This window comes from Desulfovibrio biadhensis (assembly GCF_055388615.1).
Genome location: NZ_AP042477.1, coordinates 317,960 through 331,324, shown reverse-complemented (window position 1 = coordinate 331,324; position 13,365 = coordinate 317,960). Strand labels below are relative to the sequence as shown.

The 13,365-nt window shown below is 57.3% G+C and carries 11 protein-coding genes; 5 read left to right on the top strand and 6 right to left on the bottom strand.

The features are described from left to right. Positions 1-21 precede the first annotated feature (21 nt). The 3 genes from mqnB to ACZ5EH_RS01395 all read left to right on the top strand — a co-directional run bounded on the left by mqnB (position 22) and on the right by ACZ5EH_RS01395 (position 4,058). Positions 22-780, top strand: coding sequence for a futalosine hydrolase (mqnB, locus tag ACZ5EH_RS01405; RefSeq protein ID WP_464276361.1), 759 nt, complete (start codon positions 22-24; stop codon positions 778-780). A 94-nt stretch (positions 781-874) separates the two neighbouring features. Then, positions 875-3,136 carry a M1 family metallopeptidase gene (locus tag ACZ5EH_RS01400; RefSeq protein ID WP_464276360.1) on the top strand — a complete coding sequence of 754 codons (2,262 nt, stop codon included), beginning with the start codon at positions 875-877 and terminating at the stop codon, positions 3,134-3,136. Position 3,137: 1 nt separating this feature from the next. Further along, on the top strand, positions 3,138-4,058 hold the full coding sequence (locus tag ACZ5EH_RS01395; RefSeq protein WP_464276359.1) for a ChaN family lipoprotein: 921 nt from the start codon (positions 3,138-3,140) through the stop codon (positions 4,056-4,058). 114 nt (positions 4,059-4,172) lie between these two features. Here ACZ5EH_RS01395 and ACZ5EH_RS01390 read toward each other — a convergent pair whose 3' ends face one another. From ACZ5EH_RS01390 to ACZ5EH_RS01375, 4 genes are all read right to left on the bottom strand, one after another. Next, positions 4,173-5,246 carry an SPOR domain-containing protein gene (locus tag ACZ5EH_RS01390; RefSeq protein ID WP_464276358.1) on the bottom strand — a complete coding sequence of 358 codons (1,074 nt, stop codon included), beginning with the start codon at positions 5,244-5,246 and terminating at the stop codon, positions 4,173-4,175. Positions 5,247-5,458: 212 nt separating this feature from the next. Next, a complete protein-coding gene (gene cydB / locus ACZ5EH_RS01385; protein WP_464276357.1) occupies positions 5,459-6,484 on the bottom strand; it encodes a cytochrome d ubiquinol oxidase subunit II in 1,026 nt (341 codons plus the stop codon). Positions 6,485-6,538: 54 nt separating this feature from the next. Next, the gene (locus tag ACZ5EH_RS01380; RefSeq protein WP_464276356.1) at positions 6,539-7,840 is read right to left on the bottom strand and encodes a cytochrome ubiquinol oxidase subunit I; all 1,302 of its coding nucleotides are present in this window, start codon (positions 7,838-7,840) and stop codon (positions 6,539-6,541) included. Between the two features lie 440 nt (positions 7,841-8,280). After that, complete coding sequence (locus ACZ5EH_RS01375; protein WP_464278244.1) at positions 8,281-9,648, bottom strand: phenylacetate--CoA ligase family protein; 1,368 nt, start codon at positions 9,646-9,648, stop codon at positions 8,281-8,283. Between the two features lie 127 nt (positions 9,649-9,775). Between ACZ5EH_RS01375 and purD the strand changes: the two genes are divergently transcribed. Beyond that, positions 9,776-11,050, top strand: coding sequence for a phosphoribosylamine--glycine ligase (gene purD / locus ACZ5EH_RS01370; RefSeq protein WP_464276355.1), 1,275 nt, complete (start codon positions 9,776-9,778; stop codon positions 11,048-11,050). An 18-nt stretch (positions 11,051-11,068) separates the two neighbouring features. Continuing rightward, entirely contained in the window at positions 11,069-11,563 is a 495-nt protein-coding gene (purE, locus tag ACZ5EH_RS01365) for a 5-(carboxyamino)imidazole ribonucleotide mutase (RefSeq protein ID WP_464276354.1), read from the top strand. A 981-nt stretch (positions 11,564-12,544) separates the two neighbouring features. On the opposite strand, the gene ACZ5EH_RS01360 is transcribed toward purE, so the two are convergent. Continuing rightward, positions 12,545-12,982 (bottom strand): hypothetical protein, encoded by a 438-nt coding sequence (locus ACZ5EH_RS01360; RefSeq protein ID WP_464276353.1) that lies wholly within the window; start codon positions 12,980-12,982, stop codon positions 12,545-12,547. 30 nt (positions 12,983-13,012) lie between these two features. Then, positions 13,013-13,345, bottom strand: coding sequence for a hypothetical protein (locus ACZ5EH_RS01355; RefSeq protein ID WP_464276352.1), 333 nt, complete (start codon positions 13,343-13,345; stop codon positions 13,013-13,015). Positions 13,346-13,365 lie beyond the last annotated feature (20 nt).

Here is a 13,365-nt window from a genome sequence, read left to right as displayed (position 1 = left end):
CGCCTGCAGGACAAGGGAAACGTGGCGACAGCCATTGAAGAGGCGCTCATGTCCATGCCATTGCATCGTCCGGTAATTCTTGCTGCAGCAACCCCAATGGAATTGCGCGCTGCGTTGGCGCCCATGGTGGAGAACATGCCCCCCGTCCCGGCCGAGGGGGAAACTGCAACCATACGCGCTGGGGGCAGAGGCGTGGTGCTGCTGGTTACCGGTGTGGGCCCGCTTAACGCTGCCTACAGCATGGGGCGCGCTCTTGGTGAGGTTTCGCGCTGTATGGGCGTGGTCAATGTCGGCATTGCAGGATCGTATGATGCTGCTGCCGTGCCCGTGGGGAGTGTGGCTCTGGCCGTCCAGGAAATCTATCCTGAGTACGGGGTCTCCTTTGATGACCGGATTGACCATGAAGGTGTAGGACTGGCCCAGGCAAAAGGGCCGGATGGCGGCGTGTGGGAGAAACTGCAGCTTTACCCCCGGACCGCGGCTGAGGAAATGGGGTTGCAGACCAGCGCTCTGGAAAATCTGCCCCACGTTGGCTTTCTCACTTCAGGGCGGGTGAGCGGCAGTTGTTCCGTGGCTGCTTCCCTGAGAGACAACTACGGCGTGCTGGTTGAAAACATGGAAGGCTTTGCCCTGGGGCTTGCCGCTCTCAGAGCTGGTGTGCCTTTCCTTGAATTGCGCGCCATCTCGAATGTATGCGGTGAACGGGAGAAGGCGGCATGGGACATCCGCGGCGCCTTGAGTGCCTTGGGCGAGGCGTGCACCGCGCTTTTCGCATCCTGACCCTTCCCTGCTCTCCCTGCCTGATATTCGTTCCGTTGACGCCGTTTCCTCACTGTTCCATTGTCATTTTTCAGCAACGGGTTATAAGGGAATCATGAAACTGTCGACAATACGCCGTGCATGCTTTTCCATATTCCTTGCGATTTCATTGACGCTGCCAGTGGCAACCATGGCCCATGCAGCTGTGTTGCAAGCTAGGCATGATTTACACGTGCAACTGGAGCCTGAAAACGCGCGTTTGCGCGGCACGGACCGCATTTCCCTCATACTGGAGCAAGCTTGCAGCCTTGATCTGCATCTTGCGGACGGGGCTGAAGTGCTGCGCTTGGAACTTGATGGCGCGCCTTTGAAGTACGAACGCCAGCACGGTTGGCTCTGGGTGGATATGCCCGCGGCGCATTGTGATGGCGAAAAGGAGCTTCTGCTCGAGTATACCGTCACGTTCAATGACCCTTTGCCGCAGAATCCTGCGAACATGGATAATCCCGGCTTTGGTGTAAATGGCGTCATCAATGAACAGGGCGCGTTTCTGATGGCCGGTAGCGGTTGGCATCCGCAGATAGCAGGCAAGGCCGAGAGCTTTCATGTCACCGTGCAGGCGCCTTTGGGCATCTACGCTGTGACCCTGGGTGCTCTTGAGCGTCTCGAGGACGGGGAGGGGATAAGCACAAGCGTCTGGAATGTGGAGCATGTGCTGGAAGCCCTGCCGCTTTGCGCTGGGGCATATGTGGTGGAGCAGGCTGCCGCGCCATTGCTTGCAGAGGCAACACAGGAAAGAGGGCGTTCAGAAGTCCCGATCCAGACGTTTTTTTCCAGGGACAATGCACAGCTTTCCCAACGGTATCTGGATGCAGTGGCCAGACACATGGCCTATTACAGTAAACTGCACGGGGCCTATGCCTTTGAAAAGTTTGCTGTTGTCGAAAATTTCTTCCCCACGGGCTTCGGGTTTCCTTCCTTCACACTCTTGGGCGGGCAGGTTTTACGGCTGCCTTTTATCCCCGAAACCAGTCTCCGGCACGAGGTTGCCCATTGCTGGTGGGGCAACGGTGTTTTGGTCAACTACGCAGAGGGAAACTGGTGCGAAGGCCTCACCAGCTACGTTTCCGATTACATGGCCAAGGAAGAACAATCGCCTGTGGAAGCCAGGGATTACCGATTGCGCACCTTGCGAAACTACGCCCTTCTTGTGGGAGAGGGCGGTAATATGCCGCTGAGCGATTTCGTGTCGCGCAACAGCCCTGCCACCCAGGCAATCGGGTATGGCAAAGCCATGTTCGTTTTTCATATGCTGCGTCGCGAGGTAGGGGATGACGCCTTCTGGGAAGCCCTGCGCCGGCTGTATGCGGAAAAGTTGTTCCGTAAGGCCAGTTGGGCGGACATTCTGGATGTTTTTGTGAGTCAGGGCTCCTTGGACCAGAAGGAAGCCCGGATTTTTCTTGACCAATGGGTCAAGCGCGCCGCCCCTCCCAGATTGTTGATCGAGCGCACCGAACTGCGCCGCAGCGAGGAAGGCTGGCGCATTTCCGGCACACTCAAACAGCGCCTCACCCCGGATGGCAACCTTTTTCAACTGCATGTGCCCGTTGTGGCCCAATGCGGAGAAGGGCATGTGGAAAAACTCCTGGAGCTGCAGGGAGAGCAGGCGCCTTTCGAGCTTTACTGCGGGGAGCGCCCTTTGGCTTTGGTGGCAGATCCTGGAGCGGACGTTTTCAGGCTGCTTTCTCCTGTGGAGATTCCGCCCACCGTGAACAGCCTCAAAGGCGCGGAGTCAATGAGCGTCATAATTGCAGGCAAGGGCACGGAAATGCGGCAACAGCTTGCCCGCTTTCTTGCCATGGCGCTCAACCAGCCCGATGCCGCCATACTGACGGAATCTTCCATGGATCAGGGGCAGATTGCCCAACTGGCCCAGGACGAAAAAAGGGCCTTGCTGTTTATTGGCGCGCCTGAAAGCGAAGCTGTGAGGGCGCTGGCGCCCCCGTTGCCCCATGGGGGGGAACTGACCCCTGACGGCGTGCGTTTGCCGGTGCTGGAGAAGGTGGAAGGCGCCGACGCCGTGATGTTGCTGACGAAGAATTACAGCACTTCCCGAAGCGCGGGCCTTTTTCTGCCATTGCAGACCGAAAATGCAGCCGGAGATGCAGCCCTTGCAGCCGCGGTGCGCAAGATCACCCATTACGGCAGCTATGGCCTGTTGGCATTTGCAGAGGGGCGTAATCTGCTCAAGCTGCGCTGGCCTGCGCAAAGCTCACCCATGCGCGTAGACCTGCGAGAGGGGGATTCCGCGGCCGATCCATTTGACGACGACTTTTTCCAGCCCCACTTTGGCAGGTCGGGCAGAGGAGTTGATTGATATGTTTGGGCGCTGGCAAAGATTATTGGCCATGCTTGTTTTCGCGGCAGCGGGAGTCTTGGTCTGGTCCTGGATGCAGCCAAAGGGCTCAGCGCCTGAAGAAGGCGAGCTGGCGCTTTATTCCGTGCGTGAGAGTCGGGAAACCACCCTTGGTGCGGCGCTGCCCGATCTGGCCCGGTCCGGCCTGGTTTTTGTCGGAGAGGCGCATTCCGAGCTGGCGGACCACCAGGCCCAGCTTGCCGTCATCCAGGCATTGCACAACGAACGCAGGCCCATGGCCGTGGGGCTGGAGATGATAGCCCACAGACATCAAAATGAGCTCGACGCCTGGGTGGCGGGGGAAATATCTGAAGCCCATATACGCGACGTGTTTCGTCTGGACTGGGGGTTTGACTGGGAGCTCTACCGCCCAATCTTCATGTTTTGCAGAAAAGAAGGCATCCCCATGCTGGGCATAAACGTGCCGCGAGACATCACCCGCAAGGTATCGCGCCAGGGGTTTGCCTCACTCAGCGACTCGGAACTCAGGCAGCTGCCGCCACTGTCCTGCGAGGTGCACCCCGATTATGAGCAGTTTCTGCGCATCATCCTGGGCGCCCATGGCCCGCATGGAGGGGGCGAGGACGACAACCCCCACGGGGGGCAGGGAATGGACGAAGCTACCTTTCAGAAGTTTTGCGAGGCCCAGGTGGTGTGGGACGTCTCCATGGCCTACTATTCTCTGGAGCACCTCAAGACCTACCCCAATTCGTGTGTCGTGGTGCTGTGCGGTACGGTGCATGCCTGGAAAAAGGCCGCACCCAGCCAGGTGGCGCGGCTGCAACCTGACGTTCGGCAACGCGTGCTGCTTCCGGAAGAGGCAGGGCGGCTGGAGCCTGGCCTGATCGATGCTTCAGACGCCGACTATCTTATCATGCGCTGAAGTTTTTGAGGCGTCGCCAACTTTACAGAACGAGTAGTTACGATTTGGGATGAAAAAAAGCGGCAAAGCCCGTGGTCAGGCCTTGCCGCTTTTGAGTTATCTGGTCTGCTGCTGTTAGAAGCAGTGCTTGTCTTCGATGGCGTCGGGGAGAATTTCCCGCAGCTTTAGTGATGGCGCGCCCTGGCGTTGCGAGTTCTGCACCATGAAGGTCTCTGCTTCAGCCCGTGTCGGGAATTCCACAACCTCCACGATGTGCCAGGTCTGGTGCTGGCTGTCCAAAATGGAAGCCACACAAGGCACATACCCCTGTTCCAGCAAGGGGCGCGCAGCATCCCGCGCCGCTTGGGCATTGCGGTAGGCGCCTACGTAAACCACGTATATGGGCTTTTGCTGCGGCGCAGCCACAGGCGCTTGGGTGGAGGTTACGTTGCCCTGTTCCAGCGGCACGGCCACGGCGTTCACCCCCTCGCGCTGGCGGAAGGCTGCTGCTGCGGAGTCGGCTTCTTCTTTGTTGGGGTAACGACCAACCCTGACCGCATGCCAGAGACGCCCCTGACCGTCGCGGTGGGAGACAACCCAGGATTCGTAGCCCCTGCTAATAAGGGTGGCGGCGAGCTCGGCCGCATTGGTCTGTTCCAGAAACGCTCCCACCTGGAACGTGTATTGCTGGCCGGAGGCAGGGGCATCCTGCGCAGCAGCAGGCGTCTCCGCGTTTTGAGCGGGCTGTTGTGCTTCCGTATCCTGTTGCTGCTCCTGGCGCGCCTGGTCGCTTTCGCCTGCGCGCAGTTCTGCAAGAGCGCGATCACGCGCCGCAGGATCCAGGTCCGCTTGCGGGGCCTCTTCCGCTGCCTGTTGCTCAGGTTGTTGGGGCTGGGCAGCTTGCTGTTCACCGTCAGCGGTTTCTTGTCCGCCTTCTTGCCCGGCTTCGAGACTGCCCGTTGTCTGGGCCATGCTTTCCGCCACCACCTGTTTTTGTTCTTCACCGCTGCTGGCAGGCTGCTGCGCCAGGTTTGTCAACGTATCCGACCGCGCGGGTTGCTCATGCCGGATAACGGTTTCAGGGGGCGGCACCCGTTCGCTGTAAAACGTGCCTGACATGAAACCAGCGCCGAACATGAAAGCACCAAATACCACCACAGCAGGTATAAGCAGTATCAGCGCGGTGCGGCCCAGAAAAAGTCCACTCATGCAACCATCCTCAGTATAGCGGCCGCCTGTTTCCCCATCCTGTTCGTCATACGTTTGCACGGAGGCCACATTCTTTTGGATGTGGTTGTACGCAAGCAGCAGGCAAACTGGCAAGGCCTGGGGGGGCGAAGTTGTGCAAAAAAAATGCAAAGACCCGCCCTGCAATGTAACAGGGCGGGCCCGATGTGGTGTGCTTCAAGCCTAATCAGAGGCTAGTAGGCTTCTTCGTACTTCAGGTCTTCTTCCGTCATACGGTGGCTGAAGGTCTTGTAAACCCAGGCCTGGTAGATGATGACGATAGGAACCATGACAAGTGCGACACCCAGCATGATCTGCAATGTCAGGGTGCTGGAAGCCGAATTGTGGATGGTCATGCTGAATTCAGGCGACAGGCTGGACGGCAAAAGCGCCGGGAAGATGCCTATCACGCCGAAGAGCGTGACGCCCAGGATGTAAACCGCGCTCATGAACCAGGCGGACCAGTAGCTTCCGGAATTGAGGAATATGCGTGTCAGCCCCAATCCGGCCACAGGAACAAAGATTATGGGTATGAGAAGCGGTGTCTCAATGTAATTGTTGAAGAGCGAGGTGGCCACGGCCGTGAACGCTAGGAACAGCAGCGTTACGCCGACCAGCACCCCCCACAGGGTTTTGGCCATGCGCACGGCGCGGAGCTCCAGCTCCACGGGCGCCTTGATCGTAAGCCAGAGAGCGCCGTGGTAGCAGAACATGACCACGAACAGCACGCCCCCGAGCAGGCCGTAGGGGTTCAGCAGGGAGAAAAGACCACCCTGGTTGATGCCCTCGGCATCGATGGGAATGCCTTTGAAGATGTTGGCAAACGCAACACCCAGCAGCAACGCAGGCAGAAAGCTGCCCAGAAAGTGGCAGATATCCCATGTTTTGCGCCAGGCTGGGCTTTCCACCTTGCCGCGGAATTCAAAGGAGACGCCGCGCAGGATCAGGGCAAAAAGCAGCAGCAGCAAAGCGCTGTACAGGCCGCTGAACATGACGGCATAAGTTTTTGGAAAAGCGGCAAAGGTGACGCCGCCAGCCGTGATCAACCAGACTTCGTTTCCGTCCCAGAAGGGACCCTGAGCGTTGTAGAAAATGCGTCGTTCTTCCTCGTTTCTGGCCATAAAGGGCTTGAGTGTGCCCAGGCCGAAATCAAAGCCGTCGAGGATGAAAAAGACGGCCCAGAGTATGCCCCAGAGTAGGAACCAGGTCGTTTCGAGCATGTTGGTAACCCTCTTTTATTTCTGCGATATGGTTCGTGTCGCGTTACGCACGGACTAGTGCGCAGGTCCCTTGACGGCGTACTTCCGCAGCAGATAGATGTCTGCCGCGCCAAGCAGGCTGTATACCAGAATGAACGCCACAAGCGATACGGCCACCTGGGACGTTGCAATGGGCGATACAGCCTCGGAAGTGCGCATCATGCCATAGACGATCCATGGCTGACGGCCTACCTCGGCCACTATCCACCCTGTCTGCAAGGCAAGGTAGGGCAAGGGGATGACCCATATCAACAGCTTCATGAACCAGCGTTTGTCTTCCAGCTTGTTTCGCCAGAACCAACCCAAGAGTCCCAACACGATAAAAAGCGTTCCCAGGCCCACCATGGCCCGGAAGGAAAGGAACGTCAGCATAACAGGAGGGCGGTCCTCCTCGGGCCATTCCTTCAGACCTTGCACTTCTGCGCCAAAGTCGTTGAACGCCAAAAAGGAAAGCATGCCCGGAATCGGCAATGCCTCGATCATGTTCTCTTCTTCAGTGAAACTGGGAAATTGCAGCAGATAAATCGGTGCACCCTTTTCGGTTTCCCACTGGGCTTCCATGGCGGCCAGCTTGGTAGGCTGCGTTGCCGCCACTTCGTTGCCGTGAAAGTGTCCCTGTCCGGCAACCACAATGGAAAAGATCAGGGCAAAGGCAGCGCCGATGCGAAATGATTTTTTGAAGAAGTCTTCTTCATTGCGGCGCAGCAGATGGTAGCTGGAAACGCCCATGACGAAAAAGCCAGCAAGTACCCACGAACCTGATACGGTGTGGATGAATTCCTGCCAGCCAAAGGAGTTGGTTATGACTTCGAAAAAACTCTCCAGTTCGGCGCGGCCGTTACGCAGCACGTACCCCACGGGATGCTGCATCCATCCGTTGGCCAAAAGAATCCACAGGGCAGACACGTTGGAGGCGATTGCCACCAGCCAGATACAGGTTGCGTGCAATTTGGGCGAAAGTTTTTCCCAACCAAATACCCAGACTGCAAGGAAAGTGGACTCCAGAAAAAAGGCGAGGGTGGCTTCGATGGCAAGCAGGGAGCCGAAAATATCGCCCACGTATTCGGAGTAGCGTGACCAGTTCGTGCCGAACTGGAATTCGAGGGTGATACCGGTGACCACACCGAGGGCAAAGTTGATAAGGAAAAGCTTGCCCCAGAATTTGGCCATGCGTTTGTAGGTTTCATCGCCGGTTTTGACGAACTTGGTTTCCATGATCGCTATGATCACCGACAGCCCCAGCGTTAGCGGGACGAAGATGAAATGGAACATGGTGGCTACCGCGAACTGCAGCCGTGAGAGCATCACTGCGTCCATATACTCCCCTCCGTTTTTGGGTTTTCTTTGTACCTAGCTTCGCATTGCCAGGGCGTTTTGTCACCGCATTCCACCAATTTTTTCCGCGGGTATATTCCGGTTTTTTCCGGAGGGGGCCGCGGGGACGACCTTCCCGTTCAGCCGGAACGGGGTATGCTTGCGGTGTACGTATGAGGTGCTGCAATAATGCTTCTATTGGCAAATACCCGATGCAGGCGAAGCCAATCAGATTAAGAATGATTATTACTACCAGTACAAAATCATGGCAAGAATTTTTTCAAATTTTCGTGCTCAGCTGCCGCAAACCCTTTTATCAAATAGGAAACGCCACATGATGGAAGCATATATCAATATGATTCAAAAATGTAGTATAAAAATAAAAAAGCCGCGCCCGATGCGTACGGACGCGGCGTGAACGCGTGAAAGCTGGCGGCGCAGGCTCAGGAATCGTTCTGGTTTCGTTCATCCACCAGACGTACCGTTTTAGCTGCGGAACGGGGCAGGGTGCCATGGGGGAGCACCTGAACGTCACAACGCGCCAGCAAGTGCTTATGCAGGCTGCGGCCCACGGCCTGAACAAAGTTCTGCTCTTCTTCGGGAGTAACGTCGGTAAGATCGGACCGGCGCTCTATCTGAATACGCATCATGTCCAGCCCGTCCTTGCGGCTTAAAACAACACGGTATTCGGAGCAAAGCTCCTTGAAGCGACCCAGAACTTCGGCGATCTGTCCCGGGTAGATGTTCACCCCGCGGTAGATGATCATGTCGTCGGAGCGCCCCAGGATGCGGTCGTGGCGGGGAAGCGTGAGCCCGCAGGAGCACTGCCCCGGGATGATCCTGGTCAGATCGCGGGTGCGGTAGCGGATAAGCGGGGCGGCTTCCTTGCGCAGTGTGGTCACAACCATTTCGCCCACTTCGCCTTCCTTGACGGGCAGCAGGGTGACAGGATCGATGATTTCAAGGATGAAAATGTCCGCCCAATAGTGGATGCCGGAGTGGGCCGTACATTCGAGGCCGGTACCCGGACCGTAAAGTTCGGTAAGACCGGATATGTCGAAGCTTTGCTCAAGTCCCAGTTTTTCCTCAAAGGTCTTGCGCATGCGCGGACTGTGGGTTTCTGCACCAAAAATGCAGCGCTTAAGTTGCAACTGGTCGCGCAGGCCGCGCTTTTCCACTTCTTCGGAAAGCAGAAGCGCCATGGACGCCGTGGAGCAGAGGCAGGTCGCCTGCATGTCCGCCAGCAACTGGAGCTGCAGGTCAATAAGCCCTGGACCAATGGGCAGGGCCATGGCGCCGAAATGCTCACACCCGAGCTGGAAGCCGGCGCCCGCCGTCCACAAGCCGTAGCCCACGGCGATCTGAACCCGATCCAGGATGTTCAGCCCTGCCAGTTCGTAGCAGCGCGCAAACATGTGCTTCCAGGTGTCGATGTCCTTTTGTGAGTAGGCAAGCACCTTGCGTTTGCCCGTGGTGCCGGAACTGGCGTGGATGCGGACCACCTGTTCCTCAGGAACGGACAAGAGCGGCAAAGGGTACCCGTCACGCAGGTTGTCCACCGTGGTGAACGGGAGTTTTTTCAGATCGTCCAGGCTTTTAATGTCACCCGGCTGCACCCCGTGTTTTGTAAGGTGCTGCTGATAAAAAGGGCTGTTTTCATAGGCGTGCTTCACCGTCCACTGCAGGCCATCGAGCTGTTTGTCGCGCAATTGCTCTGCGTCGAGATGGGGAAGGAAGCGGTAATCGTTGGGCATGTCTCTCTCCAAAAGGGCGGCTTGTGCGGATTCTGAATTTTCTTTACAAAACGTCAGCCGCCACGCGGTGTAGTGTGGTAGCACAGAATCTCGCGGCGTGAAAAGTCTCAATGTGCACGCACTCTTGGATAATAGTTACAAGTGTGCGCCATTCTTGGAATCCTGAATCTTCGAGGAGCGAACCATGCGTGTTTTGGTGGTGGGCGGCGGCGGCCGCGAACATGCCTTAGTCTGGAAGCTGAAGCAAAGCCCCCGCGTGGAGCACATCTATGTAGCCCCCGGCAACGGCGGCACAGCGATTATTGCCGAAAACGTTCCCTTGAAGGATGACGACATCCCGGGGTTGGTGCATTTTGCCAAGGACAATGGCGTAGAACTGGTGGTTGCCGGGCCGGAATTGCCCCTGGTGTTGGGACTGGCTGACGCCTTGGCTTCTGAGGGAATCGCCTGCTTTGGCCCCAACGCTTTTGCTGCGCAGTTGGAAGGCAGCAAGGCCTTTGCCAAAAAAATCATGGATGAGGCCGGCGTTCCCACAGCCGAATCCCGGTTGTTTGAGGATTACGAAGAGGCCTGCGAGTATGTGCGCGAAAAGGGCGCACCTTTGGTGATAAAGGCCGACGGTCTTGCCGCGGGAAAGGGCGTTGTCGTGGCGCAAACCACTGACGAAGCTTTGGAAGCGCTTTCCCAGTGCATGGAAAGCAAGGTTTTCGGCATTGCCGGCGAGCGCGTACTTGTGGAGGAAATGCTCAAGGGACAAGAGGCCTCCTTTCTGGCTTTTTGCGACGGCGAGAATGTGGCCTGGCTGCCGTCTTCCCAGGATCACAAGGCCGTTGGCGAGGGTGACAGCGGACCCAATACGGGCGGCATGGGCGCATACTCTCCCGCCCCCATCCTGCCACAGGAGCGGTATGACGAGGTGGCAGACCTGGTCATCCGTCCGATAATCAAACGTTTGAAGGAGCTGGATCGCCCCTTTATTGGTATATTGTACGCCGGTCTGATGATCGATGACGCCGGCGATATCAAAGTGTTGGAATATAACGTGCGGTTCGGTGATCCTGAATGCCAGCCGCTTTTGATGCGCTTGGACAGCGACCTTGCTGAGGTCATGCTGGCGGCAGTGGAAGGGCGTCTGGACGAAATTGATCTGGAGATTCGCCCTGAAACCAGCATTTGCGTGGTGCTCACCGCCGGGGGGTACCCGGGGGCCTACGACAAAGGCGCCGCCATCAGTGGGTTGGATGAAGCCGAAGAGGTGGATGACGTCGTGGTCTTCCAGGCCGGCACGGCCATCAAGGACGGCAAGCTCGTTACCTCCGGGGGGCGTGTGCTTGGTGTCACTGCACTGGGCAAGGACCTGAAGGACGCCCAGACCCGGGCGTACAGGGCTGCCGACAAGATTCACTTCGACAAGATGTATTTTCGCCGCGACATTGGCGACAAGGGTTTGTATTTCTAGGTGACCGAGGAGCAAGACATGCCACAGGTTGGAATTTTTATAGGCAGTATTTCGGATGAGGAGACCTTGCGCCCCTGCGCTGATACGCTGAAAAAGCTTGGCATTGATTATCTTTTTACGGTGAGTTCGGCCCACCGTACGCCGGAGCGCACCGAAGCTCTGGTGGATAAGCTGGAAAGCGAGGGCTGTCAGGTATTTATTTGCGCAGCAGGTATGGCTGCTCATCTGGCAGGGGCAGTGGCCGCGCGGACCCTCAAGCCCGTGATTGGCGTGCCTGTGACGGCGTCTCCCCTTGGTGGGATGGACGCGCTCCTGGCCACCGTGCAGATGCCTCCGGGGTTTCCCGTGGGCACCGTGGCCCTGGACAAGGCGGGCGCCAAGAATGCGGCCTACATGGCTGCGCAGATTCTGGCCCTGCAGGATAAGGCCCTGGCCGCGCGCCTGACGCAGGAGCGCGAAGGCTTCAAGACCTCCGTAGCCAAGGCTGCCGCTGAGTTGGAAGCCAAAGGATAGGGGGCAGAGGCGCGGTTGCGTTATACGTAACCGCTTGTAATTCCCGCGTAGGCGGGAATCCAGTTTTTTTGTTAGCGCCCCTTGGAGGGGAAAGACAACGGCAATACTGGATCCTCGATGGACTCGGGTATGACAGGGAGCGGCGGCGCAGGGCTCGTGCTGTCTAAAGCAATCCAATCCACGTAACCGCCTTGTCATCCCCGCGCAGGCGGGAATCCAGGTTTTTGTTTGCGCCCCTTGGAGGGGAAAGACAACGTCAATACTGGATCCCCGATGGACTCGGGGATGACAGGGAGCTGAGACGCAGGAAAGGCGTATGTGCAGCAGTTCCAGCGAATGTTTAGGCAGAGAAATTCAAAAAGGCCTTGCACCGGAAAGGATGCGGGGCTTTTATTTGTGCAGGGTCGTAGCAGCCACATGGGGTAAAAAGCACTTCGCTCTGGGATGCCGCTTGTCATTCCCGCGCAGGCGGGAATCCAGTTTTTTTGTTAGCGCCCCTTTGGAGGGGAAGGACGACGGCAATACTGGATCTCCGATGGACTCGGGGATGACAGGGAGCGGCGGCGCAGGGCTCGTGCTGTCTAAAGCAATCCAATCCACGTAACCACCATGTCATTCCCGCGCAGGCGGGAATCCAGTTTTTTTGTTAGCGCCCCTTTGGAGGGGAAGGACAACGGCAATACTGGATCCCCGATGGATTCGGGGATGACAGGGAGCAGAGGGCGCAGGGCTCGTGCTGTCTAAAGCAATCCAATCCACGTAACCGCCTTGTCATCCCCGCGCAGGCGGGAATCCAGTTTTTTTGTTAGCGCCCCTTTGGAGGGGAAGGACAACGGCAATACTGGATCCCCGATGGATTCGGGGATGACAGGGAGCAGAGGGCGCAGGGCTCGTGCTGTCTAAAGCAAGCCAATCCGCGTAACCGCCTTGTCATTCCCGCATAGGCGGGAATCCAGGGTTTTATATAGCTGTTTGCTGCTGCTAGAACAGCGAAAATAACGGCAATACTGGATCCTCGATGGACTCGGGGATGACAGGGAGCAGAGGGCGCAGGAAAGGCGTATGTGCAGCAGTTCCAGCGAATGTTAGGCAGAGAAATTCAAAAAGGCCTTGCACCGGAAAGGATGCGGGGCTTTTATTTGTGCAGGGTCGTAGCAGCCACATGGGGTAAAAAGCACTTCGCTCTGGGATGCCGCTTGTCATTCCCGCGTAGGCGGGAATCCAGGTTTTCATATAGCTGTTTGCTGCTGCTAGAACAGCGAAAATAACAGCAATATTGGATCCTCGATGGACTCGGGGATGACAGGGAGCAGAGGGCGCAGGAAGGGCGTAAGGGTGAAGTTCCAATGCCTTTCTTTGGTTGAGAAAAACAAAAAGGCCCTGCACCGGAAACGATGCGGGGCCTTTTTTGTGCAGCATTGCAGCAATTCTGCTGTCTGAAAATGTCCTTTACGCCGTGCCGGCGGCGTTCCTGAGCGCCAGCATTTCAGGATCAAAGACTTCAGGCAGTTCGATCACATGGGTTTCGTAATGCACCTGGTCGGGGGAGCAGGAGGGGCATCCATCCGTTACCAGAAGATGGCGCGCTGAAAGCTGCCCCGAAGGGATACCGGCTTGTTTGAGAATCTTGGCGGTGCGCCCCTGTCCCCAAAGGACGGGGTTACCGCATTGACGGCATTCCACGTACAGCAGATCGGGGTCGATGTGTTCGAAGCGCTCCCGCGCTCCTGGCAGGGGGGTGATGTCGTGTTCTTTCCGCAACGAATGAGGCGATTTCAACATGGAAGCCTCCTTTTGTATAT

Bases quoted from the DNA above. Each gene is read 5' to 3' on its own strand.
- purD (WP_464276355.1), top strand. From the start codon at position 9,776: ATGCGTGTTTTGGTGGTGGGCGGCGGCGGCCGCGAACATGCCTTAGTC.
- purE (WP_464276354.1), top strand. From the start codon at position 11,069: ATGCCACAGGTTGGAATTTTTATAGGCAGTATTTCGGATGAGGAGACC.
- ACZ5EH_RS01395 (WP_464276359.1), top strand. From the start codon at position 3,138: ATGTTTGGGCGCTGGCAAAGATTATTGGCCATGCTTGTTTTCGCGGCA.
- ACZ5EH_RS01355 (WP_464276352.1), bottom strand. From the start codon at position 13,345: ATGTTGAAATCGCCTCATTCGTTGCGGAAAGAACACGACATCACCCCC.
- ACZ5EH_RS01380 (WP_464276356.1), bottom strand. From the start codon at position 7,840: ATGGACGCAGTGATGCTCTCACGGCTGCAGTTCGCGGTAGCCACCATG.
- ACZ5EH_RS01390 (WP_464276358.1), bottom strand. From the start codon at position 5,246: ATGAGTGGACTTTTTCTGGGCCGCACCGCGCTGATACTGCTTATACCT.
- ACZ5EH_RS01400 (WP_464276360.1), top strand. From the start codon at position 875: ATGAAACTGTCGACAATACGCCGTGCATGCTTTTCCATATTCCTTGCG.
- ACZ5EH_RS01360 (WP_464276353.1), bottom strand. From the start codon at position 12,982: ATGCTGCACAAAAAAGGCCCCGCATCGTTTCCGGTGCAGGGCCTTTTT.
- cydB (WP_464276357.1), bottom strand. From the start codon at position 6,484: ATGCTCGAAACGACCTGGTTCCTACTCTGGGGCATACTCTGGGCCGTC.